We start from the raw sequence: 22,423 nt of genomic DNA on the forward strand, positions 1-22,423 counted from the left end.
CACGCTAGCTGGCCCAGAGGTCGCACCGGTGGTCCACCGGTGCGACCTGCTCGGTCGCGAAGAGCCGGACGTCCTGGCGTGACCAGCCGGGATGTCCGGTCCGCGCGAACCGGGTCCACGCCCGCACCATCTCGTCGGAGAGCTTCTGCTGCTTCCCGGCGAGTTCCACACCGGCGTACCGCATGAGGAACGGCAGCTCCGAGCCGTGGTAGGCGCCGTACGGGAAGTCCGGCATGCCCTGGAAGATCATCGGCGGCTCGGGTTCGGCGAACTCGTAGCCGAACGCGTGCGTCTGCGCGCGCAGCTCGGCGGTGGGGCAGGCCGAGGTCATGGCCGAGAGCGCCGCGGAGAGCGGCACCCGTTCGTCGCCACCACGCGGCGGGTAGGCGGCCAGGATCCGTTTCGCTTTGGCCGCACCGAAGCCTTCGGTCAGCACCTGTTCGTATCCGGCGGCGTCCAGCGGTGGGTAGAACATCGCGGCGAACACCGAGAACTCGTCGCGCGCCGTGCCCGCGAGTACCGGGATCCGGTGGAAGCGGCCTTCGCGAAGTGCCGTGATCGGGTTCTCCGGCAGGGCTTCCGTGCCGTACGCGGGCGACGAGAACTGCGGTGTCAGCGCTCGGACCTGCTCGACCGTGAGCCGGCGCAGGCACGCGATGTCCGCACAGCCCGAGGCCTGGGCGCCGACTCGTTCGACGTCTTCGCGCTTGACCCAGGTGTGCTGGACGTTGTTCTCGCCCGCCGGCACACCGAACTGGCACGGTCCACTTTGGATGATCGCCCGGTGGAACAGGCCGCTGGTCTTCGGCGAGGTCAGCTGTGCGCACGTCGACAGCGCACCCGCCGACGCGCCGAACAGCGTGACGTTGTGCGGGTTGCCGCCGAACTGCCTGATGTTGCGCCGCACCCAGTCGAGCGCGGCCTGCTGGTCGCGCAGGCCGAATGCGCCCGATCCGTCGAGCCCGGGAAAACCGAAGTACCCGAAGGCGCCGAGCCGGTAGTTGATCGTGACGACGACAGAACCGTTGCGCACCAACTGGTCCACGCCGTAGTCGGAGCCGGCGCCGCTGGTGAAGCTGCCGCCGTGGATCCAGACCAGGACCGGCCGGTTCGCGGCTTTCAGCGGCGCGGTGACGTTGAGGTGCAGGCAGTCTTCGTCGGTCTCGCAACGAGGACCGGGCTTGTCCGCCTTGAGGACGCCCTGCCAGGGTTTCGCGGGCTGCGGATCGCGCCAGCGGTTCTCGCCGGTCGGCGGCGCGGCGAACGGAATGCCCTGGAACGAGCGCTGGTTCTCGACGATGGCACCCGACACGAGACCCGTGTCGGTGCGAATGATGTCGCCTGCGGCTTGCGCCGGGGCCGTGAAAGTGGTTGCGGCGAGCGCCGCTGCGAAGATGATGGTTGTTGATCGCATGTACCGATCAACTTAGCGGCGCCGGCAAACGCTTTAGACCCCGGGATTGGGCGCCACAGTCCTGTTGCGGGACAACAACCGTGCCGCCACCGCCGCCGGCACGTACATCAGCACGCCGTAGACAGCGGGCGGGATCGCCATCGTCTCGTCGTTCAACACCGTCAACGCCAGCGTGATCGCGATCGTGGCGTTGTGGATCCCGATCTCCATCGCGGACGCGATCGCCTGCTTGCGCTCGACGTTGAACGCCTTGGGCACGAAGTAGCCGATCAGCAGGCTGAAGACGCTCAGCAGCAACGCCACCGGGCCGAGCGTCGCGATGTTGTCGATCAGCTGCTGGTAGGCCTGCGCGATCGCCGCGATGATGACCAGCACGAGCACCACGACCGACGCGATCCGCACCGGGTCGTTCATCTTGAGCGCCCACGCCTCGAACTTGCGGCGCACCACCATGCCGATCGCGACCGGCACCAGCACGATCGCGAACACCTGCACGAACTTCGCCGGCTGCAACCCGACCTCGGCGCTGTCCGCCATGAAGTGCGCCATGCTCAGCCCGACCACCAGCGGCAACGTGAAGACCGCGAGCACCGAGTTGATCGCGGTGAGCGTGATGTTGAGCGCCACGTCCCCGCCCGCGAGGTGGCTGAAGAGGTTCGCCGACGTGCCGCCCGGCGACGCGACCAGCAGCATCATGCCGACCGCCAGCACGCCTTTGAGCCCGAACGCGAGCACCAGCCCGAGGCAGATCGCCGGCAGGACGATCACCTGGCAGACGAGCGCGATGACCGCGGCCTTGGGGTACTTCGCGACCCTGGCGAAGTCCTCTGTGGTGAGTGTGAGACCGAGGCCGAACATCACCAAGGCCAGCGCCAGTGGCAGGAAGATCTGTACGACGAGCACGGCGGCCTCCGCGATTGTCCAGCTTGTGCAGTTTGATCTGTTCGGAAGATCCTGGCGTTACGCCGGGCCTGATGGAATCGGCCAGGTGGCGGCACCAACCCCCAGATCCGTGATAGTTCTGTAGAAAACCTTCTGGGGGAAGATGATGAAGACCGCCGTGGTGACCGGGGCGACCGGCAAGCAGGGCGGGGCGGTCGTGCGGCACCTCGTCGCGGCAGGCTGGGACGTCCGCGCGCTGACCCGCAACCCGTCGGCGCAGATCGTCGGCGCGGCCGTCGTCGTGGCCGACCAGGACTCCCCGGACTCGCTCCAGCGCGCGTTCTCCGGTGCCGACGCGGTGTTCAGCGTCCAGCCCGCGCCGCACGACCCCCGATCCCCGCAGGGCTACTCCCCCGCCGTGGAGACCAGGTGGGGCCGCAACGTCGCCGACGCCGCCCTGGCCGCGGACGTCCCACACCTCGTGTACGCCTCACTCGTGGCCTCTACCTCCCAGTCCGGCGTCGCGTCGTTCGACAGCAAGTGGGAGGTGGAGCAGCACATCGCGGACATCGGCCTGCCCACAACGGTGTTGCGGCCGACGACGTTCATGGACGGCCTCCACTCGCCCGGCATGACGCGGCTGACCCACCTGCTGCACCCGGAGGTCCGCTACCACCTGATCGCGGTGGACGACATCGGCGCTGTCGCCGCTCAGGTCTTCGCCGACCCCGGACGGTTCATCGGCTCGTCGCTGACCCTGGCCGGCGACCTGCTGACACCGCTGGAGATCGCCCGGCTGATCGGCGTGCCGTACGAGCAGATCCAGGTGGACGATCCGGAACTGCGCAAGGTGTTCGGTGACCGTGCGGAACCGCCCGTCGACATCGAGACCCTGCGTGCCCTGCATCCCGGCCTGCGCACCTTCGCCACGTTCCTGGCCGAGATGCGCAACGGCACCGCCTAGCGCACCCTGATGCGATGGAGCGCCTGCTGACCCCGCGCTTCGCCCTGCTCACCGCCGCTGACCTGGGCTACTTCACCGCGATGGGCATCGCGGTCTACACCCTGCCGCTCTACGTCACCGGTCCGCTGGAGAGCACCAAGGCCGCGGCAGGCCTCGCGTTCGGAACCTTCGCCGTCTCCGCGCTTCTGCTCCGCCCGTACGCCGGCCGCCTCACCGACCGCATCGGCCGCAGGCCGCTGCTCCTCGCCGGCACCGCTCTCGCCGCCATCAGCCTCGCCCTGACCGCGCTCGCCACCGACCTGCCCACGATCCTCGCCCTGCGGCTCCTGCTGGGCGTCGCCGAAGCCGCGTTCGCCGTGGCCGGGTTCGCCGCGCTGGCCGACGTCGCACCGCCGAACCGCTTCGGCGAAGCCCTCAGCCTCAACTCCCTCGGTCTCTTCCTGGGCCTCGCCTTCGGCCCGCCACTGGGCGAGCTCCTCGCCGAACGGTCGTTCCCCACGGCCTGGCTCACCGCCGCGGCACTCTGTGCGGCGAGCGCGGTCGCGGTCGCGTTCCTGGGCGAAACCGGAACGCCGTCCCCGACCGCGAAACCGAACCTGATCCACCGCGCCGCCATCCCGCCCGCCATCGGACTGTGCGCGTCGCTGGCGGCCACCGGCGGTTTCCTCGCGTTCGCCGCGCTGAGAGCCCAGGAGACCGGCTTGGAGAACACCAGCCTCCCGCTCTTCCTCTACGGCGCCACCGTCGTCGTGTCCAGAACGGTGTTCGCCCGCGTCCCGGACCGCGTGCCACCCCTGACGCTCGGCGCCATCGCACTGGGCGTCATCGCGATCGGTCTCGTCCTGTCCGCCACGCCGCACGGCCTCATCGCGGGCAGTGTCGTGCTCGCCACCGGCGTCACGTTCAGCACGCCCGCTTTCTTCGCCGCCGTGTTCGCCACGGCCGAACCGCACCAGCGAGGCGCCGCGGCCGGCACCGCCAGCGCGTTCATCGACATCGGTCTCGGCGGCGGCCCCATCGCACTCGGCCTGGTCGCGAACGTCAGCATCCCGGCAGCCCTCGTGACGGCGGGAGCACTCGCGGCCGCCGGTGGCGTGTGGACACTGGTCCTGCGCCGAGCACACTGAAACCGTGCAGATCGGCGTGTTCACCCCAGGCGACCTCAAACCCCACGAGATCGTGGAACTCGCCGTACACGCCGGGCACGCGGGCCTGGACGTCTTCGCGGTCGGCGAGCACCACAACCCGCCCTACAACTCGTCCTCCCCCACCACGCTGCTCGCGCACATCGCGGCGAGGACGACCCGCCTGCGGCTGTCCACCGCCACCACGCTGATCACCACGAACGACCCGGCCCGCATCGCCGCCGAGTACGCCACCCTCGACCTCCTGGCCCCTCGTCGAACAGACCTGGTGCTCGGCAGAGGCAACACGGCGAAGGTGTTCGGCTGGTTCGGCAAAGAGATCGAGTACGGCCTGCCCCTCACGATCGAGCACTACGCAACCCTCAAAGCTCTGTGGCCCAACAGGCCCTACATCTGGCACGCCTGCACCCGCTCCCCCGAGATCGCCGACCTCGCGGCGGAGCACGACGACGGCCTGTTCGTGTTCGCCGATCAGACCGGCCACGTCGCCCGATACCGCGAGCAGGCCGCGAACCCGAGGCTCGGCGTGCTGGCCACCGAGGACACCCTCGACGACGCTCTGCGGCTGCACCCGGACCGGGTGCTGATCCACGCCAGGAGCCTCGATCACCTCCGCCAGATCACCAGTGCCACCACCAGGATCATCACGCCGACCGCCACCGCGGATCCCAGCACCCACAACCCGTAGATCGCGAACGCCACGAACTCCGACCCAATGGCGGCAACCGAAGTGACCGTCGCCCTGGCATCGGACTCGATCCGGTGCTGGAGCTCAGTTTCCACGTGCACCAGCACGAACCGGTACAGCCCGTAGAACAGTCCCAGCAGGACGATCGCCGGCGGAACCGCCAGCCACGCGGCCACGATCAGCAGAGCACCCGAGGCGAACAACACCCAGCCGCGGAACGGCAGTCGTCCACCCAGTGAGGCACCGGCCGCACCCATCAACGGCACGCCTATGGTCGCCAGCGGCACCCACACCGTCGGCACGTCCCAGTCCTGGGCCAGCAGCGTGAAGTACTCCTCGAACGCGTCGAGCGCGTACACCAGAGCCACTGCCAGCACGGCACGTTTGATCGGGACCGACGCACGCAGGCCGGCCTTCAACGTCGCGAAGTAGCCAGGCTCCTCATCCTCGGAGTCGCGTTCGGGTTCGGGGAACCGGAGCGCGATCACGGACGACCCGAGGCACATCGCAACGGACACCCAGCCCGCCAACTCGTAGCCACCGAAGGAGAACAGCGCGGTGGCGACGACCGCGACCGGCACCTGAGCGATCAGCTCGATGGTGTCGACCCTGGCGTTGAGCCGTCCGTACTGGTCCTCGTCACCGTTGGCCGCCAGCCCGTCGTACAGCAGGGCTTCGAACGCGCCCGAGGTGAGCGTCCCGCCGAGACCCCACAGCACGAAACCGGCCGCGAAACCCCAGAACGACGGGAACACCACCCAGGTCGCGTATCCGGCGGCCTGAAGCGCACCGGCGACCACCAGAGAGCCGCGCCGCGAGAACCGGTCGGCGAGCGCACCGGACGGCACCTCGAAGACCACCGCGGTCAGCGACCAGATGGCGAGCAGCACCGAGATCTGGGCGTCGGACAGCCCGTTGTCGGCGAAGAGCAACGCGTACAGCGCGTAGATGGGGATGAGGTGCGAACACCACGCATACGCCGTCGCGGTTCGGGTCAGATCAGTTGAAGATCAATGTCGTCGTCGCATGGCCCAAGAGTAAGCCGCCAGCGCCATCGATTAAATGGCGCTGACGGCTCGTGGTCACTCAGGAACCAGCGGTGACCCTTCTAGAAACCAGCGGTGATCTTCGTGAACGCCAGCTCGGACTGCCCGATGCCCGAGCAGTGCGCGGCCACCTGGCCGTCGCAGCCGCCGCGGTCGCGGTTGACCGACCAGAAGGCCAGTCGCCCGAGGCCGTTGGCCTTCGACCAGTCGCGGATCGCGGTCCAGTCGTCGACCGTGGTCAGCTCGCGCTGGTCGGACAGGCCGTTCATGCCCGAGATGCCCACGTGCTTGAACGCCTCGGCGTCGCTCCAGCCGAAGGTCGACTTGAGCTTGTTCTTCAGCCCGGTGGCCGCGCCGATGGTGTCGGTGCGGATGTTCGAGCTGCCGAAGTCGAACGGCATGAGCGTGAACACGTCGATGTTCGCGTTCAGAGCCTTGGCCTGGTCGATCAGCCGGTTGCCGTAGAAGTTCGGGCCGGTGGTCGAGGTGCCGAAGGTGACGATCGTCTGGATGCCGGGGTTGTTCTGCTTGACGATCCGCAGGGCGGTGATGATCCGGTCCTGCACGACGGTGTTCTCGAACTCGTCGGAGTTCTCGATGTCGATGTCGATCGCCTTCAACCCGTAGGCGTTGATGACCTGCTGGTAGGCGCCGGCCAGTGCCTCGGGGGTCGAGCAGTTCGGGCCCAGCTTGTTGCCGCTCCAGCCGCCGAACGACGGCACGATGTCACCACCGGCCGCGCGGATGGCGTTGATCGCCTGCTGGTCGGCACCACCGGTCAGCGGGCGCTGGCCGTCCCACGCCGGGGTGCACCCGCCGCTGGACAGCACGAACGCGAGCGTGAACCACTTGACGCCGGTCTGGCTCATGACGTCCGTAGCACTCTGCGGGTTGCCCCAGCCCAGGTACAGGTAGGGCGCGCCGCGGCCGGTGCCGGGCAGTGGCGGGTTCGACGTGGTCGTCGTCGTCGTGGTGGTCGTGGTCGTCGGCGGGTTGCCGTTGCCGTCGCACGACGCACCGTTGATCTTGCAGTCCGACGGGGTGCCGCCGGAACCGCGGACGGTGAAGCCGAAGCTCGTGCTGCCACCGACCGGCACGTTGCCGTTCCAGGTGTTGCGGACAGTGATGTTCTGCCCGTTGGCGGCGTACGAACCGTCCCAAAGCGACGCGATCGACTGCCCGCTCGGCAGCGTGAACTCGACGGTCCACGACGTGAGCGCGGACCCGCCGCTGTTGGAGATCGTGTACTTGGCCTCGTAGCCGCTGCCCCAGTCCGACGTCTTGGTGAACGCCGCCGTCACGCCGGTCGCGCCACTCGCGGGAGCGGCGACGACGCCTCCGACCACCGCGGCCACAGCCAGGCCGATGGTCAGGAATTGCCAGCGGAACTTCTTCATGCTGCTCCATTCACGTGCAGGGGGAACGTGATGCCGAGCACGTTAACTGGTCTGGACCAATGGTTCAAGGGTGTGAACACGGTCTGTCCGCCTTGTCCGATAAGGCAATATGGGAGCGCTCCCACAGACTGTCCACCTGGGATGAAGGGGTGCGGAACTCACTTTCGTGCCCTAACGTCCGCCCCGATGAACGCCGAAGAGATCGCCCGCCTGATGGCGACCTGGACCGTGAGCCCCGACATCCAGGTCGTGCAGACCCGCTACCGCATCGACCTGGCCCGCACCTGGCAGATCCCCGAGGGAGCGCGGGTGCTGGAGATCGGCTGCGGACAGGGCGACATGACCGCCGTGCTCGCCGACCGGGTCGGCCCTGGCGGCCGCGTCGTGGGCACCGACGTCGCGCCACCTGACTACGGCGCACCGGTCACCGTCGGCGAGTCCGCGCGGCACCTGCTCGACGGCCCGCTCGGCGACCGCGTCGACATGCGCTACGAGACGGACGTGCTGACCGATGAGGCGGGTACCGGTTACGACCTGGTCGTGCTCGCGCACTGCTCCTGGTACTTCGCGTCCGGCGACCTGCTCGAACGGACCCTGAAGAAGGCCCGCGAACTCGGCACGAGGCTCTGCTTCGCCGAATGGAACCCGGAACCCGCTCGCCCCGACCAGATCCCGCACCTGCTGGCCGTGCTGGCCCAGGACCGCATGGCCGAGACCGACGGCAACGTCCGCGCCCCGCTCACCCGCGCCACCCTGCTCGCCGCGCTCGGCCGCGCCGGCTGGCAGGTCGACGAGATCGTAGACGTGGACACCAGCGCGTTGCAGGACGCGGACTGGGAGATCTCCATCGCACTGCAGGAGGCACCGGACGGCCTGGCGAAGGACCTGCTCCGTCAGACCGCGCGCACCAGCGGCAACGTGCCGCTGCCCGCCTACGCCCTCACCGCGCGCTAAGCATCCGGCCAGAAACCTTGTCCGAAACCTCTAGCCTCGTTGGCGGCAAGTGACGTCTGCAAGTACCGCCAACTCTTGATCGAATCGCCGCCAACTACAGCCAATCAGTTCGTCATCCGCCGAACCTTCGCAGGCCAGGACGGCCCTGTTGGTAGTAGGAAAGTGCCTGTCGATGTTGAGTTGGTGGTACTTGCAGACGCCATCGGGGATGCGCGCAGGTCAGCCGGGTGGGTAACGGACACGACTTTCGGCACCCTGCCTAGACGCGTTCCGAGTCGCGTTCCTCCAGCAGCTGCAACAACGCGTAGGTGGTCTGCCGCTGCTCCTCCACCAGCTTCGTCAGCCACGACCCGAAGTAGAGGAACCCGCCGACCCCGATCAACCCGACGCCGAGGATCCCTCCCGAGACCACGTAAGGGATCTGCTCGAACACGTACCCGGTGTGCGCGACGCCCCACCAGGCGAAGAGGATCGCCGCGATGCCCGCCGTCATGAGCATCGTGCCGACCAGGCCGATCCCACTGCGCATCCGCGCCCGACGCCTGTCCTGCATGGTCATGGCTTCACCCGTTGCGCAGGTCTGGGACACCGGTGGGGTGTCCGGAGGGACAAGGGGCGCCGCCCAGCAGGAACGTGCCGAACGACTTCATGCCGAACGCTCCCGCCGCGGCCACGCCCAGCCCGGTGAGCACCAGAAGTGCCGGTACGCCGGGGAAGTCGAGCAGCGAGCGGGGTTTGGCGCGGGCAGAGGCCACCGGCGTCACGGCCCGAGGTGGCGCGACTCCGGCCACCGGCGGCGAATCGGGCGACGGAGCCTGTGCGCCGTCAGCCGGCGGTGGTGGCACGAGAGGTGCTTGTGGCGCGGGAACGTCCGGTGGGGTCAACGGCGAAGTGGCGGAAGCGTTTGCGACCGCCTCGGTGTCGCCGACGATGATCTCCATCTTGCGCAACGGGTTGAGCAGCGGCACCAGTTCCTTGGGCAGCAACGGTGCCACGATGCCGTCCAGGATCCCACCGAGGCCGAGCTTGGTCCGCAACGCCAGCACGTCCACGGTGAGCTTGAGGCCACGGCTGGTGGAGGTCGCCGCCGTGCCTTCGAGTTTCGTGGCCGCCGACGGCCACGTCAGCGTGATGCCCAGCGGTTCCAACGCCTTCAGCAGCCCGTCCGGCGGCGCGCCCGGCGCCGTGACCGGGAACTTCTGCTTGAGCACGGTGAACTCCGCGACCGAGAACGTGCTCGTGCCACTCCCCTTGCTGCCGTCACTCACCGCGACGGATTCGAAGCGCACCCCGGACAGCACGACCAACCCGGCGAGCAACGTGATCGTTTGCGCGGACGACACCGCCGAAGAACGCGCCTCGGAACCGGACACCGAGCTCACGCTGGTCGACGCCAGCCCGTCGGCGGTGAGCAGGAACGGCACCTCCTGCTTCGCACCCGCGTAGGACTCGGCCTTCGACGCCGAGGCACCGGCCCGCATGCCCGACTTCGACTCGTCGGCCGGGCCGCCGGGATGCGCCGCGTTGGCCTGCACGGGATAGGCGAACCCGAGCAGCTGCGGCAACCCCGTGCCCACGGCCGCGCCCGGCCACAGCGAGCTGGCCACCGACCGGCCGATCGGGCCCGATCCCAGTTCGGTCTGCGTGTACGACAGGTGCACCTCGCCCTGCGGTTCCGCGGGCACCGGGAGCAGATCGGTGGTCAGCAGCACGGACACGGGCGCCGCGCGGGCGGACAGCGTGAACCCGCCGATGTCGGAGGCGGCCCGGGCGGGCGCCGGGGACAGCAGGAGAAGCAGCAGAACGAGCGCGTACCTCACGATGTCCCTCCGAAGTAGACAGTGGCCAGGTCGTTGCCGGAAGAGATCTCGCCGTGCGTCATCACGACGACCTGATCGGCGACCGCGGAGGCGGTCTCGGCGAACTGCTCGACGATCAGCATCGTGACCCCGCTGGAAGCGAGCTCCCCCACCACCTCGTACAGCTCGGCGACGATCACCGGCGCGAGTCCCATGGACAGCTCGTCGATCACCAGCACGGCCGGGTCGGTGATCAGCGCGCGGGAGAACGCGAGCATCTGCTGCTCACCGCCGGACATCGAGCCCGCGAGCTGCCGGTGCCGCGCCTTCAACCGGGGGAACCGCTCGTAGACCACCGAAGGGTCACCACGCATCAGCCGCAGGTTCTCCGCCACGGTGAGGTTCGGGAAGATCGCGCGGCCTTCCGGGATCGTGCACAGGCCGGCGCGGGCCAGTTCGTCCGGCGGCGCGTCGTTCACGTGCACCCCGCCGAGGTGCACGTGCCCGGAGGTGGCCCGCAGCTGTCCACTGAGGACTTTCACCAGCGTCGACTTGCCGGCTCCGTTCGGGCCCAGCAACGCGGTGACGGTGCCGCGCGCCACGGTCAGCGAGACGCCGCGCAGCACCTCGATCCGGCCGTACCCGGCGTGGACGTTCGTCAGGTCGATCATCCGAGATACGCCTCCCGGACGCCCTCGTGCTCGCGAACCTCGGAAGGCGTGCCGGAGGTCAGCAGGCTGCCCAGGTTCAACACGTGGACGCGGTCGCAGTAACCCATCACGAGGTCCATGTCGTGCTCGACCAGCACGACAGCGCGGCCCTCCCCCGACAGTTCGCGCAGCAACGCGCCGAACGCGTCGGTCTCGGCGCGGTCCAGCCCGGACGACGGCTCGTCGAGCAGCAACAGCCGAGGGTCGGTGGCCAGCGCGCGGGCCAGTTCCAGCAGCCGCGCGGCACCGGTCGGGACGGTGTCGGCCTGGTTCGAGGCGAACTCCGCGATCCCGACCCGTTCCAGCAGCCCCATCGCCAGCCGCGCTGGCCGGCGGCGGCTTTCCAGCGCCACCACGACGTTCTCCCACACGGTCAGCGACCCGAACACCTCGAGCCGCTGGAACGTCCGCGCCACGCCGAGCCGCGAGCGCTGGTGCGGCCCCTTCGCGGTGATGTCCTCCTCGTCCAGCAGCACCTGGCCGGACGACGGCTTGCGCAGTCCGCTGATCACGTCGAACAACGTCGTCTTGCCCGCGCCGTTGGGCCCGATGAGTCCGGTGACGCCGGGAGAGACCTTCAGCGTCACGTCGTTGACCGCGACCACCTCGCCGAAGCGGACCGTCACGCCCTCCACCCGCAGCGTGCTCATGCGCGCCGCCAGGTCCAGGCCCGGAAGAACCAGCTGACCAGCCCGTTGGGGTCACGCGCGAGCCCGGCCGCCGCGACGCCGAGCAGCACCACCGCCACGCCCGCGAACGTCGGGAAACCACTCTGCAGCACCGGAAGCAGCATCAGCAGCACCCCGCCGAGCAGCGCGCCGGACACCGACGTGATGCCGGCGATCACCGCGAACAGCAGCAGCGGCAGGTTGTTGAACAGCTGGAAGTCGCTCGCGGCAACGGTTTCCCGCAGCTGCGCGAAGAGCCCGCCTGCCAGTCCGGCGATCGCGGCGGACAGCGAGAACACCCAGACCCGGATCCAGCGCACGTTCATCCCGAGCGTCGCGCACGCCGCGGAACTGTCCTTCACCGCGATCATCCGGCGCCCGAGCCGGCCGCGCCGCACCGCCAGCACCCCGATCCCGACCAGCGCGAACACCGCGGCGGCCAGCAGCAACTGCGCGGTCGCGGACTCGACCAGCCGAGGCACCTGCAGGCTTCCCCGCACCCCGAACGCGATGGGCGACTGGAGCACGAGCTTGTCCATCAGCTGCGCGAACCCCAGCGTCGCCAACGCCAGGTACAGCCCGCTGACCCGCAGCGCGATCAACGCGATCAACGCGCCCACCGCGGCGGCGACCAACGCACCGAGCAGCAACGAGAACACCGAGGTCGAACCGAGGCGCGCCACCGTCACCGCGCCCACCCCGACGAACGTGAACTGCCCGAGCGACACCACCCCGCCGTACCCGGTCAGCAGCACCATCGACAACAGCACGATCCCGAACACCAGCGCCAGCGCGAGTTGTCCGGCCACCACCGAGTCCACCAGCAGCGCCAGCACGACGACCACACCCGCGAACAGCCCCGTGCCCACGCCCGTCGTCAGAGCGTTCGGCACCGCCAGCCCGCGTGATCCCCGCACGCCACCGATCCGCAACGGCGACTGCGGCATCGCGAGCAGCACGACGAACAGCAGCAACGCCGGGATCGCCGCCCGGAACGCGATCCAGGCCGGCGACGACGGCAGGTACGCCACCGCGTAGGACTGCACCAGCCCGAGCCCCAGCGCGCCCGCGAACGTCCACGGCAGACTGCGCAGCCGCCCGACCAGCGCCGCGGTGTACGCGGTGATCACGAGCAGCGTCATCGTCACGTAGTCGAGCTGCACCACCGGGGTCAGCAGGATGCCGCCCAGCGCGGCCAGCGCCGACCCGATCGCCCAGCTCATCGCGGACAGCCGATGCGGTCGCGTCCCGTACAGGGCGGCCAGTTCCGGGGCGTCCACGCAGGCCCGCATCGCGAGCCCGGTCCGCGTCCGGTTCAGCAGCACGTACAGCCCGCCCGCGACCAGCACCGCGCAGGCCAGCGTGACCAGGTCGTGCCCGCTGACGAACGACTGTCCGACGTGGATGCCCAGCTGGTCGAGGAACGGCCGCACGGGCCGTGCCTGCGGCGGCCAGATCACCTGCGCCACCCCGATCAACCCGACCAGCACGCCCACCCCGGCGACGAGCGTGATCCCGACCGGGGCGCCCGCGAGCCTGCGCATCACGAACCGTTCGATCACCAGCCCGAACAGCGGCGCGCACCCGCCGACCACGATCAGCAACGCGAGCCACTGCGGCAGCCCGCGATTCTCGGCCAGTTCCCAGTAGAGGAACGCCATGACCATGCCGATCGCGCCGTGCCCGACGTTGAACACCTTGGAGGTGCTGTAGGTCAGCACGAGCCCGCCCGCCACCACGGCGTACGCACCGCCCGTGACCAGGCCGAAGATCGTATAAGCGAGCAGGGCGGTCATGCGCCGCTCCCGGTGACGAGGCCGGAGGCCAGGTGGGCGAACATCACTGTCATCCGCCCACCCCCGTGTCGATCAGCGAACCGCACGAGTACCCGGACGCCGGAGCGAGCCGCGACCACGCGCCGCCCTTCAACCGCACCAGCGTCATGCAGGCCGAGGTCCGTTTGCCGCCCACGTCCTGCGGCGCGACCATCCCCTCGGCCGTGAAGTCGTGCACGCCGCGGACCGCGTCCAGCATCGCCTTGCGGGTGAGCTGCGGCCCCACCTTCGCCGCCGTCGTGACGAACAACCGCGCCGCGGCCCACGCGAACATCCCGAAGTACGACGGCGCCGCACCGGGCGCCACCCGCCCGAGCCACTGCTTGTACAGCGCCACCTGGGCGTTGGACTCCTCGAACAGCGCGCCGTTGGTGTAGACGACGGTGCCGTCGACCGCCGCGCCGCCCTGCCGGATGTACTGCGGGTCGTACGCCGTCGGGTCGGTGATGAACGCTTCCGGTGTGTACCCCTGCTGCCGCATGGCCTGCTGCAACCGCACCGCGTACTGCGCGGACCCGATCCAGTAGACGATCTTGGTGCCGGTCTCCTTCAGCTTGGCCACGTACGGCGCGTAGTTGACGTCCGTGATGTCGATGGCCTGGGAGTAGACGAACTTGATCCCGCGCGCCTCGGCCGCCTTCTGCATGCTCTTGGCGTTCTGCGCGCTCGCGTCGGCGTTGAGGTAGAGGTACGCCGCGGCGTTGATGCCGCCGGGAAAGCTCGACTTGACCAGGTCGGGGCCCGCCGACGACACCAGGTTCACCACGTTGGACGCGACGCCGAAGCTCACGGCCGTGCGCTGCCGTTGTGCGGTGACGGTCGAGGCCCGCAGGTCCGGGATGCCGCACCCCGCCGCGGCCGGCCCACCGCCCTGGTCGAACGCCGACATCGACCCGACCAGCGCGAACGCCTGCTCACAGGCCTGCGAGGTGGCTTGCTGGTCACCACCGCTGTCGGTGCGCGAGTCGAACGAGACGAGCTTGAGCTTGCGGCCGCAGACCGCGCCCTGGGTGGAGTTGAAGTACTCCACGAACGCCTTGGTGGCCTGCTGCGCCGACTGGAAGATGCCGGGCACCGGGCCGCTGATGTCGGAGATGTTGGCGATCGTGATCTCGCCGGCCGTGACGCCCTTGTCCGTGGCGCCACCGGTGCCCTGGCAGGCGCCCGCGATGCTGCCCGGCGGGTTCGGCTGCTTGTTGGGTTGCTGCGGGTTGTTCGCACCCGGCTGACCCGCGGTGCCGTCGGTGCCGGGCACCGCGCCGTCCTCGGTTTGCGCGGTGCCTTCCTGGGTCCCCGAGCCTCCGCCCTGAGGCACGACAAGAGCCGCGCGTTGCTCGTCGGTGAGCCTGCTTCCACACCCCGCGATCAACGCGCAGACCATCAAAGCGATCAGCGCAGCCCTGCGATGCATGCGGACGAACGCTAGGGCTCTGCATCAATCCAGGCCGAGGCTCCCACCAGCGATTTCACCCGTGTGGAGCACACTGATTTTAGAACACGTTCTATCTGCAAAGAATCGGCGGAAAAGTCGTCACCAAATCGTGGTTACGTCGTTAGACCAGCTCGGCCCAAGGAACACGTTCTACTCACGAGGGCGGCAGCAGCTCCGGTCGGCGCGGCCGGATCACGTCCCCGGAGGACTCACCGCGCAGCCGCCGCATCACCCACGGCACGACGTGCTCGCGCGCCCACCGCATGTCCTCCGCGCGCCGGACGCGGCGGTCGACCAGCGGGGCGACCCCGAGCACCGTCCGCTCCAGGGAATGCGGGACACCGAGACCGTCGAGAACCGAGATGGCGATCTCGGCGTGCCCGAGCGAGTTGAGGTGCAACCGGTCCGGCGACCACATGCGACGGTCACGCAGCTGACGCATCGCCCACATGTCGACCAGAACGCACGAGTGCTCGACGGCGATCGCGCGCACGTGCTCGTTGTAGATGGCCACGCGACCACGCATCTTGCGGAACACCGGGTCGTCGGCACCGTCCACACCGGTGAAGAGGATGACCCGCGCGCCCGCGTTGTGTGCGCGCGCAACGGCCGCGCGGTATCGGCGCATCAACGCGTCGATGTCCACCTTCGGCCGCATGAGATCGTTCCCACCCGCGTACAGCGAGACCAGGTCGGGCTTCATCGCGAGAGCGCGCTCAAGCTGTTCACTGAGCACCTGCGGCAGCAACCGGCCGCGAACGGCCAGGTTGGCGTAGGCGAACTCCGGATCGGCGGACCCCAGGACATCGGCGACGCGGTCCGCCCAGCCGCGCACACCGTTCGGACGGCCGGCGTCGTCGTCGCCCACTCCCTCGGTGAACGAGTCCCCCAACGCCACAAAACGCTTGCTCATGCTCACGACCCTAAGTCGTGCAGGTGACAGCCGTGCAGCCGGAGCGGGGTTGCGCCAGGCTCGATAACGGTTCGATAACGGCGGTGTCTCGAACTGAGGCGCACTCCCATTCCTGGCCGTATCCCCGTTCGTGCGACTCCCCATGGACTTGGCGAAGCCGACGCGACTACTGGTCGCGTTGGCCGGCTGTGCGCTGGCCGTGCTGCTCAACACCGGGAGTGCGATCGGCCAGCCCACCACCACTCCGTCCACTCCGATCTCCACCCCGCCTCCCGGCAGCGCCGGAACGGGTGACGAGACCGTGCAGACGCAGTGGGGTCCGCTCGGACCCGCCGACAGGGACTTCCTGAACCGGGTCAAGCAGGCCGGGTTGTGGGAGAAGCCCGCCGGCGAGAAGGGCAAGGCCAAGCGGGCGGACCAGCCGAAGATCCAGGAAGCCTGCAAGCACCTCATCGAGGGCCACACGCTGCTGGACAACGTGGTGAACCGGGCGGGCGTACTGCTCGGCCACACGTTGCCCACGGAGGCCACCGATGAGCAGAAGGGCTGGCTCGCCGAGATGGACGCGGCGAACGGCGACGAGTTCGACGCCGTCTTCGCCAACCGGCTCCGCGCGGCGCACGGCAAGGTCTACGCCTATGCCGCGCAGATCCGGGCGGGCACGAAGAACGAGCTCGTCCGCATCCTTTCCACGCAAGCGATGATCACCGTCTTCGATCACATGAAGGTGCTCGAGGAGACCGGTCGCGTCGACTTCGCCGGACTGGAGTCCCCGCAGCCGCTCGCACCCCCAACCGCGGCTTCCGGGGCACCGGAACCGACGGGGGACAACGCGGACAGCAACGCGGACGCTTCAGCGAACCCGACCGACGGCGTGATCCCGACCGTGCCGGAGGGCACCAAGTTCACCCGCACCGCCGAGCAAGGCGTGTTCGGGGACAACAACGGTGTCTTCTTCGGAGCGATAGCGGTGCTCGCGCTCGCGCTGGTTGGGATGCGTTTCATATCCCGTTCTAAGAAGACACGGCGGAAATCTCGCTCGTACTAAAACCGCACACCGAAGTTCAACCCGAACAACACGGCTAACCGCCGTCATCTTCACCATGCCGTTTTATCGGACTACACGAGGTGGCAAATGGCTTTTCACCGTAGGAAATCCACGATCTGGCTGACCGCCGCCGCAGCGGCGATGGCGCTGGTCGCTGGCGGTGCCGCGGTGGTGGCCATCAGTTCTTCTGATGGCGCCGCGCTCGCCGACGGTGCGGACAAGTCCCAGTTTGTCGACATCACCAAGGTGAAGCCGAACGTCAAGAAACCAAAGCCGGAGGACGACGCCACCACAGGTACGTTCACGGTCAACTGCGGCCGCAACGAGAACGGCCACTTCAACCCGGACAACTTCATCGCGCAGCCCGGTGTCCGCAACGGTGCCCAGCACCTGCACGACTACGTCGGCAACCTCTCCACGAACGCGGACTCCAACAACAAGTCGCTGCAGAAGGCCGGCACGACCTGCAAGAACGGCGACAAGTCCGCCTACTTCTGGCCCGTGATCCGCATCAACGACGGCGAGGAAGAGGAAGCCGCGGCTCCGGAGGAGGAGCAGGCGCCGCCGAAGAAGGACGACAAGGCACAGCAGGAGAAGGACAAGGCCGACAAGGCCGCTGCCCGCCTCGAGTGCCCCGACGTCGCGTCCCTGCTCCCCGAGGACGTGCCGGACGCCGCCCAGGCGGAGATCGACAAGGAACTCGCGAACGTCGAGAAGGTCACCGACGAGGCCGAGAAGAAGCTCGAGCAGACCAAGGCTCAGGACATCGACAACGTCATCGTCGGCCCGACGCGTGAGAAGCGCGCGGCCATCCTGAACCGGATGATGCTGGCGTTCAGCCGCCAGGGCAAGCAGGCCCCCGACCTGAACCCCGCCGCCGCCTGTGCGGTCAAGGAGGCAGGCGAGGCCGCCGCGCTCGACAACGGCGCCGAGAACAACGACGCCGCTCAGGCCGAGGGCGTCGAGAACAAGAAGAACCAGAACAACGCCGAGGAGAACGCGAACAACGAGCTCGAGGGCAACGAGGGCGAGATCCAGCGCCCCGAGGTCGTCGACCTGCAGTTCCGCGGCTCGCCCACCGGCAAGGTCGTCGCGATGCCGAAGTTCCTGCGCGTGCTCTACGGCGACGCCAAGGTCACGGCCAACGGCCCCAAGAACGCCAAGGAAGGCTGGACCTGCAGCGGCTTCGAGGACAAGGTGCTGATGAACAAGTACCCGATCTGCCCGCAGGGCTCGAAGGTCAAGCGCGTCCACGACTTCCCGAGCTGCTGGGACGGCAAGAACATCGACTCCGCGAAGCACCGCGAGCACATCGTCTTCCCGGACGCCAAGACCGGTAAGTGCCAGAAGGGCTTCAAGGCTGTTCCTCAGCTGCGGATCTCGCTGACCTACAACATCCCGCTGGACGTGCAGAAGGCCGGCCGGTACGCGGTCGACTCCTTCCCGGAGGAGGAGCACAACCCGGCCTCCGACCACAACGACTTCGCGAACGTGATGTCGCAGCAGATCATGAACCGCCTGGTCAACTGCGTGAACACCGGCAAGAAGTGCCGCGAGTGACGCTGAAGACCGTTTGACCCGTCCGACCGTTCGACCGAAATCCCCCGGTGCACCTCCCGCGCACCGGGGGATTTTCGTTGCGCGGCAGCAGATCCACCCTGTTCACGAGTCTGAACTGTTCACCGACGTGAACCTCGTACCGGGATGATTGACGTAAAGGTATAGACCACTAACACTGAGCCCATGGTCACCCGTTCCTGCGCGGTGCTGATCGCACTGCTGGCCTCTCTCGTAGTACCGGTCACCGGTCAGTCCGCTTCGGCGGCGCCGGCGACGTTCGTCCATCCGGGAGTCGTTGTTTCCCGGCCACAGCTGGACTTCATGCGCGCCAAGGTCCAGGCCGGCGCGCAGCCGTGGAAGCTCGCCTACGACCGCATGATGGCCTCGAAGTACGCCGACCTGAACCGCACGCCGAAACCGCGAGCCGTGGTGGAGTGCGGCCCTGTCAGCAACCCGAACTACGGCTGCACCGACGAACGCGAGGACGCTCTCGCCGCCTACACCCTGTCGCTGGCCTGGTACGTGACGCGCGACAACAGGTACGCGGCCAAGGCGATCCAGATCATGGACGCCTGGTCGGCCACGATCCGCGACCACACCAACTCGAACGCCCCGCTGCAGACCGCGTGGTCCGCGTCGAGCTGGCCCAAGGCCGCGGAGATCATCAAGCACGTCTACGGAACCTGGCCCAACAGCGCCAGGTTCGGCACGATGCTCCGCAACGTCTACCTCCCCGAGATCCAGAACGGCCGCGCGAACACCAACGGCAACTGGGAACTCAGCATGATGGAGGCCTCGATCGGCATCGCGGTGTTCCTGGAGGACAGGGCGGCCTACGACAAGGCCGTCGGCATCTTCCGCACCCGCATCCAGGCGTTCATCTACCTGACCACCGACGGCGCACTGCCGAAGACGCCGCCGGGCAGTGGCATCGACACCCGCGCGGAGATCATCTCCTACTGGCACAACCAGTCCACGTTCGTGGACGGCCTGACCCAGGAGACCTGCCGGGACTTCGCGCACACCGCCTACGGGCTCTCCGCGGCCTCACACCTCGCGGAGACCGCGCGGCACCAGGGCCAGGACATCTGGGGCGAGATCCGGGAACGGATGCGCCACGCGTGGGGCCTGCACACCAAGTACCAGAACGGCGAACCGGTGCCGTCCTGGCTGTGCGGCGGCTCGTACAGCCGTGAGCTCGGCCCGACCCCGGAGGTCAGCTACAACGCGCTGAACACCAGGCTGGGCATCGCGATGGCGAACACCAAGCTCTACACCGAGTCCCATCGTCCACACGGGACCGACAACCTGTTCATCGCCTGGGAGACGCTGACTCACGCAGCCAACCCGTCGTAAGAAGTACTAGCGTGCCCTCATGACCGATACACCGGACGTGAAGCCACGCAGCCGCGACGTGACCGACGGCCTGGAGCGCACCGCCGCGCGCGGCATGCTCCGGGCCGTCGGCATGGGCGACGAGGACTGGGAGAAGCCGCAGATCGGTGTCGCCTCGTCGTGGAACGAGATCACGCCGTGCAACCTGTCGCTGGACCGGCTCGCGAAGGCGTCGAAGGACGGCGTGCACGCGGCCGGCGGGTATCCGCTGGAGTTCGGCACCATCTCCGTGTCGGACGGCATCTCGATGGGCCACGAGGGCATGCACTTCTCGCTGGTGTCGCGCGAGGTGATCGCCGACAGCGTCGAGACGGTGATGATGGCCGAGCGGCTCGACGGCTCGGTGCTGCTGGCGGGCTGCGACAAGTCGTTGCCGGGCATGCTGATGGCGGCGGCGCGGCTCGACCTGGCGAGCGTGTTCCTCTACGCGGGGTCGATCCTGCCGGGCCGGGTCACGCTGACCGACGGCACCGAGAAGGAAGTCACGATCATCGACGCGTTCGAGGCCGTCGGCGCCTGTGCGCGCGGGCTGATGAGCCGCGAGGACGTCGACCTGATCGAGCGCGCGATCTGCCCCGGTGAGGGCGCGTGCGGTGGCATGTACACGGCGAACACCATGGCCAGCGCGGCAGAAGCGCTGGGCATGTCGTTGCCGGGCAGCGCCGCTCCCCCGGCCACCGACCGGCGCCGCGACGGGTTCGCGCGCCGATCCGGGCAGGCCGTGGTCGAGATGCTCCGCAAGGGCATCACCGCGCGGCAGATCATGACGCGGGAGGCGTTCGAGAACGCGATCGCCGTCGTCATGGCGTTCGGCGGCTCCACCAACGCGGTGCTGCACCTGCTCGCGATCGCGCACGAGGCCGGCGTCGAGCTCACGCTGGACGACTTCAGCCGCATCGGCGCCCGCGTGCCGCACCTGGCCGACGTGAAGCCGTTCGGGCGGCACGTGATGACCGACGTCGACCGCATCGGCGGCGTGCCCGTGGTGATGAAGGCGCTGCTGGACGCCGGTCTGCTGCACGGCGACTGCCTCACCGTCACCGGCCGCACGGTCGCGGAGAACCTCGCCGACATCGACCCGCCCGACCCCGACGGCCTCGTGCTGCGCGCGCTCGACAAGCCCATCCACCACACCGGTGGCATCACGATCCTGAAGGGCTCGCTCGCCCCGGAAGGTGCCGTGGTCAAGTCGGCGGGCTTCGACTCGGACGTCTTCACCGGCACCGCGCGGGTGTTCGACCGCGAGCGGGCCGCGATGGACGCCCTGGAGGACGGCACGATCACCGCCGGCGACGTCGTGGTGATCCGCTACGAGGGCCCCAAGGGCGGCCCTGGCATGCGCGAGATGCTCGCCATCACCGCGGCGATCAAGGGCGCGGGCCTCGGCAAGGACGTCCTGCTGCTCACCGACGGCCGGTTCTCCGGTGGCACCACGGGATTGTGCGTCGGGCACGTGGCACCGGAGGCGGTCGACGGCGGGCCCATCGCGTTCGTGCGCGACGGCGACCAGATCACGCTGAACGTCGCCAAGGGCACGCTCGACGTGGACGCCGACCTGGACAGCCGGAAAGAGGGCTGGGCGCCGTTGCCTCCGCGCTACGAACGCGGCGTGCTCGCCAAGTACGCCAAGCTCGTCGGTTCGGCCTCACGCGGTGCGGTCTGCGACTAGGCCGCGTCCTGGAGCGTCACGAAGCCTGGCCGCCGAGCGGACCAGTGAGTCGACCGGCGAGCCCGGCGGCCAGGCGAGCACCGTCGTGACGTCCGGCGCGTCGACGACGGGCACCGCGACGTGGTCCGGCCACTGCCAGGCGCGGCTGGAGGCGGGGATGACGAGCAGGGCCCTGCCGAGCGCCACCAGCTGGGCGAGCTGCGACTGGGTGCGCGCCTCCGGTCCCGGCCCGTCCGGGTACGTCCCGTCGAGCCGGGGCCAGCGGGCGATCGGCAGGTCCGGCACGTCGCGGACGTCCGCCATCGTGAGCCGGTCGCGTGCCGCGAGTGGATGCGCCGCGGGCACGATCGCGACCTGGCTTTCGGTGTGGAGGTCCTCGGTCTCGAACCCGGCGAGGTCGTCGAACGGGCGGTGCATGATCGCCACGTCGGCCTGCCCGTCGCGGAGCCGGTGCGCCTGCTCCCCCACCTCGCACAGCAGAACCTCGACCGGCACCGCGTCCGGCTCGCTCGCCAGCGCGCCGAGGAGTTCCCGCAGCAGTTCGTGGGAAGCCCCGGCCTTCGTCACGAGCACCAGCGGCCGGGTCGGATCTCCTGCCCTCCGCGTCCGGCGGGCGGCGGCCGCCACCGCGTCGAGGGCCGTTCTCGCCTCGCGCAGCAGCACCCGGCCCGCGGCGGTGAGCGCCGCGCCACGGCGGTCCCGGTCGAGGAGCTTGACGCCCAGCCGCCGTTCCAGCTGGAGGATCGCCCGGGAGAGCGGCGGCTGGGCGATCCCGAGCCGGTCGGCGGCACGTCCGAAGTGGAGCTCCTCCGCGACGGCGACGAAGTACCTGAGCTCGCGGGTCTCGAGATCGTCCACGGCCGGAGCCTACGCCTGATACCCGGCGGGTATCAGACGTTACTGA

At 68.9% G+C, this 22,423-nt stretch carries 20 protein-coding genes; 8 read left to right on the top strand and 12 right to left on the bottom strand.

All coding sequences use genetic code 11. From position 1 onward, the window contains the following. Nucleotides 1-4 precede the first annotated feature (4 nt). Together ACWGE0_RS06105 and ACWGE0_RS06110 are read right to left on the bottom strand one after the other, a co-directional pair. On the bottom strand, nucleotides 5-1,414 hold the full coding sequence (locus tag ACWGE0_RS06105; protein ID WP_452259812.1) for a carboxylesterase/lipase family protein: 1,410 nt from the start codon (nucleotides 1,412-1,414) through the stop codon (nucleotides 5-7). 33 nt (nucleotides 1,415-1,447) lie between these two features. Next, nucleotides 1,448-2,317 carry a bile acid:sodium symporter family protein gene (locus ACWGE0_RS06110; protein ID WP_452259813.1) on the bottom strand — a complete coding sequence of 290 codons (870 nt, stop codon included), beginning with the start codon at nucleotides 2,315-2,317 and terminating at the stop codon, nucleotides 1,448-1,450. A gap of 145 nt (nucleotides 2,318-2,462) precedes the next feature. On the opposite strand from ACWGE0_RS06110, the gene ACWGE0_RS06115 reads away from it, so the two are divergent. Genes ACWGE0_RS06115 through ACWGE0_RS06125 form a run of 3 tightly spaced genes read left to right on the top strand, consistent with a single transcriptional unit; the run spans nucleotide 2,463 to nucleotide 5,093 of the window. Further along, entirely contained in the window at nucleotides 2,463-3,260 is a 798-nt protein-coding gene (locus ACWGE0_RS06115; RefSeq protein WP_452259814.1) for an NmrA family NAD(P)-binding protein, read from the top strand. A gap of 14 nt (nucleotides 3,261-3,274) precedes the next feature. Then, a complete protein-coding gene (locus ACWGE0_RS06120; protein ID WP_452259815.1) occupies nucleotides 3,275-4,387 on the top strand; it encodes an MFS transporter in 1,113 nt (370 codons plus the stop codon). Between the two features lie 4 nt (nucleotides 4,388-4,391). Continuing rightward, the gene (locus ACWGE0_RS06125) at nucleotides 4,392-5,093 is read left to right on the top strand and encodes an LLM class flavin-dependent oxidoreductase (protein ID WP_452259816.1); all 702 of its coding nucleotides are present in this window, start codon (nucleotides 4,392-4,394) and stop codon (nucleotides 5,091-5,093) included. Here ACWGE0_RS06125 and ACWGE0_RS06130 read toward each other — a convergent pair. Together ACWGE0_RS06130 and ACWGE0_RS06135 are read right to left on the bottom strand one after the other, a co-directional pair. Further along, nucleotides 5,012-6,091, bottom strand: coding sequence for an MFS transporter (locus tag ACWGE0_RS06130; protein ID WP_452259858.1), 1,080 nt, complete (start codon nucleotides 6,089-6,091; stop codon nucleotides 5,012-5,014). The genes ACWGE0_RS06125 and ACWGE0_RS06130 overlap by 82 nt on opposite strands. Before the next feature lie 110 nt (nucleotides 6,092-6,201). After that, entirely contained in the window at nucleotides 6,202-7,536 is a 1,335-nt protein-coding gene (locus ACWGE0_RS06135) for a cellulose binding domain-containing protein (protein ID WP_452259817.1), read from the bottom strand. 186 nt (nucleotides 7,537-7,722) lie between these two features. On the opposite strand from ACWGE0_RS06135, the gene ACWGE0_RS06140 reads away from it, so the two are divergent. Then, complete coding sequence (locus ACWGE0_RS06140; protein ID WP_452259818.1) at nucleotides 7,723-8,490, top strand: methyltransferase domain-containing protein; 768 nt, start codon at nucleotides 7,723-7,725, stop codon at nucleotides 8,488-8,490. A gap of 259 nt (nucleotides 8,491-8,749) precedes the next feature. Here the strand turns inward: ACWGE0_RS06140 and ACWGE0_RS06145 are convergent, their stop codons facing one another. The 7 genes from ACWGE0_RS06145 to ACWGE0_RS06175 all read right to left on the bottom strand — a co-directional run bounded on the left by ACWGE0_RS06145 (nucleotide 8,750) and on the right by ACWGE0_RS06175 (nucleotide 15,847). After that, a complete protein-coding gene (locus ACWGE0_RS06145) occupies nucleotides 8,750-9,049 on the bottom strand; it encodes a hypothetical protein (RefSeq protein WP_452259819.1) in 300 nt (99 codons plus the stop codon). Between the two features lie 4 nt (nucleotides 9,050-9,053). Then, on the bottom strand, nucleotides 9,054-10,310 hold the full coding sequence (locus ACWGE0_RS06150) for a choice-of-anchor P family protein (RefSeq protein ID WP_452259820.1): 1,257 nt from the start codon (nucleotides 10,308-10,310) through the stop codon (nucleotides 9,054-9,056). After that, nucleotides 10,307-10,960 carry an ABC transporter ATP-binding protein gene (locus tag ACWGE0_RS06155; protein WP_452259821.1) on the bottom strand — a complete coding sequence of 218 codons (654 nt, stop codon included), beginning with the start codon at nucleotides 10,958-10,960 and terminating at the stop codon, nucleotides 10,307-10,309. Before ACWGE0_RS06155 ends, ACWGE0_RS06150 begins: the two co-directional genes overlap by 4 nt. Next, on the bottom strand, nucleotides 10,957-11,649 hold the full coding sequence (locus ACWGE0_RS06160; RefSeq protein WP_452259822.1) for an ABC transporter ATP-binding protein: 693 nt from the start codon (nucleotides 11,647-11,649) through the stop codon (nucleotides 10,957-10,959). The genes ACWGE0_RS06155 and ACWGE0_RS06160 overlap by 4 nt, the downstream gene beginning before the upstream one ends. Beyond that, nucleotides 11,646-13,463: a branched-chain amino acid ABC transporter permease gene (locus tag ACWGE0_RS06165; RefSeq protein ID WP_452259823.1), complete on the bottom strand. Its 1,818-nt coding sequence runs from the start codon at nucleotides 13,461-13,463 to the stop codon at nucleotides 11,646-11,648. Before ACWGE0_RS06165 ends, ACWGE0_RS06160 begins: the two co-directional genes overlap by 4 nt. Nucleotides 13,464-13,512: 49 nt before the next feature. Continuing rightward, the gene (locus tag ACWGE0_RS06170; RefSeq protein WP_452259824.1) at nucleotides 13,513-14,913 is read right to left on the bottom strand and encodes an ABC transporter substrate-binding protein; all 1,401 of its coding nucleotides are present in this window, start codon (nucleotides 14,911-14,913) and stop codon (nucleotides 13,513-13,515) included. 175 nt (nucleotides 14,914-15,088) lie between these two features. Next, nucleotides 15,089-15,847, bottom strand: a complete 759-nt coding sequence (locus ACWGE0_RS06175; RefSeq protein ID WP_452259825.1) for an SGNH/GDSL hydrolase family protein — start codon at nucleotides 15,845-15,847, stop codon at nucleotides 15,089-15,091. Between the two features lie 142 nt (nucleotides 15,848-15,989). Here ACWGE0_RS06175 and ACWGE0_RS06180 point away from each other — a divergent pair, with 142 nt between their 5' ends. From ACWGE0_RS06180 to ilvD, 4 genes are all read left to right on the top strand, one after another. Then, the gene (locus ACWGE0_RS06180) at nucleotides 15,990-16,895 is read left to right on the top strand and encodes a DUF4142 domain-containing protein (RefSeq protein WP_452259826.1); all 906 of its coding nucleotides are present in this window, start codon (nucleotides 15,990-15,992) and stop codon (nucleotides 16,893-16,895) included. 87 nt (nucleotides 16,896-16,982) lie between these two features. After that, on the top strand, nucleotides 16,983-18,455 hold the full coding sequence (locus ACWGE0_RS06185; RefSeq protein WP_452259827.1) for a DUF1996 domain-containing protein: 1,473 nt from the start codon (nucleotides 16,983-16,985) through the stop codon (nucleotides 18,453-18,455). A gap of 183 nt (nucleotides 18,456-18,638) precedes the next feature. Continuing rightward, complete coding sequence (locus ACWGE0_RS06190; protein ID WP_452259828.1) at nucleotides 18,639-19,811, top strand: alginate lyase family protein; 1,173 nt, start codon at nucleotides 18,639-18,641, stop codon at nucleotides 19,809-19,811. 19 nt (nucleotides 19,812-19,830) lie between these two features. Then, nucleotides 19,831-21,519 carry a dihydroxy-acid dehydratase gene (gene ilvD, locus ACWGE0_RS06195; RefSeq protein WP_452259829.1) on the top strand — a complete coding sequence of 563 codons (1,689 nt, stop codon included), beginning with the start codon at nucleotides 19,831-19,833 and terminating at the stop codon, nucleotides 21,517-21,519. Here ilvD and ACWGE0_RS06200 read toward each other — a convergent pair. Then, on the bottom strand, nucleotides 21,496-22,377 hold the full coding sequence (locus ACWGE0_RS06200; protein ID WP_452259830.1) for a LysR family transcriptional regulator: 882 nt from the start codon (nucleotides 22,375-22,377) through the stop codon (nucleotides 21,496-21,498). The genes ilvD and ACWGE0_RS06200 overlap by 24 nt on opposite strands. Nucleotides 22,378-22,423 lie beyond the last annotated feature (46 nt).

The organism is Lentzea sp. NPDC054927, from assembly GCF_053610285.1.

Excerpts from the sequence above, each read along its gene's own strand:
- ACWGE0_RS06145 (WP_452259819.1), bottom strand. The coding sequence starts at position 9,049 with ATGACCATGCAGGACAGGCGTCGGGCGCGGATGCGCAGTGGGATCGGC.
- ACWGE0_RS06160 (WP_452259822.1), bottom strand. The coding sequence starts at position 11,649 with ATGAGCACGCTGCGGGTGGAGGGCGTGACGGTCCGCTTCGGCGAGGTG.
- ACWGE0_RS06170 (WP_452259824.1), bottom strand. The coding sequence starts at position 14,913 with ATGCATCGCAGGGCTGCGCTGATCGCTTTGATGGTCTGCGCGTTGATC.
- ACWGE0_RS06140 (WP_452259818.1), top strand. The coding sequence starts at position 7,723 with ATGAACGCCGAAGAGATCGCCCGCCTGATGGCGACCTGGACCGTGAGC.
- ACWGE0_RS06175 (WP_452259825.1), bottom strand. The coding sequence starts at position 15,847 with ATGAGCAAGCGTTTTGTGGCGTTGGGGGACTCGTTCACCGAGGGAGTG.
- ACWGE0_RS06105 (WP_452259812.1), bottom strand. The coding sequence starts at position 1,414 with ATGCGATCAACAACCATCATCTTCGCAGCGGCGCTCGCCGCAACCACT.
- ACWGE0_RS06120 (WP_452259815.1), top strand. The coding sequence starts at position 3,275 with ATGGAGCGCCTGCTGACCCCGCGCTTCGCCCTGCTCACCGCCGCTGAC.
- ACWGE0_RS06185 (WP_452259827.1), top strand. The coding sequence starts at position 16,983 with ATGGCTTTTCACCGTAGGAAATCCACGATCTGGCTGACCGCCGCCGCA.
- ACWGE0_RS06180 (WP_452259826.1), top strand. The coding sequence starts at position 15,990 with ATGGACTTGGCGAAGCCGACGCGACTACTGGTCGCGTTGGCCGGCTGT.
- ACWGE0_RS06165 (WP_452259823.1), bottom strand. The coding sequence starts at position 13,463 with ATGACCGCCCTGCTCGCTTATACGATCTTCGGCCTGGTCACGGGCGGT.
- ilvD (WP_452259829.1), top strand. The coding sequence starts at position 19,831 with ATGACCGATACACCGGACGTGAAGCCACGCAGCCGCGACGTGACCGAC.
- ACWGE0_RS06190 (WP_452259828.1), top strand. The coding sequence starts at position 18,639 with ATGGTCACCCGTTCCTGCGCGGTGCTGATCGCACTGCTGGCCTCTCTC.
- ACWGE0_RS06155 (WP_452259821.1), bottom strand. The coding sequence starts at position 10,960 with ATGATCGACCTGACGAACGTCCACGCCGGGTACGGCCGGATCGAGGTG.
- ACWGE0_RS06135 (WP_452259817.1), bottom strand. The coding sequence starts at position 7,536 with ATGAAGAAGTTCCGCTGGCAATTCCTGACCATCGGCCTGGCTGTGGCC.
- ACWGE0_RS06115 (WP_452259814.1), top strand. The coding sequence starts at position 2,463 with ATGAAGACCGCCGTGGTGACCGGGGCGACCGGCAAGCAGGGCGGGGCG.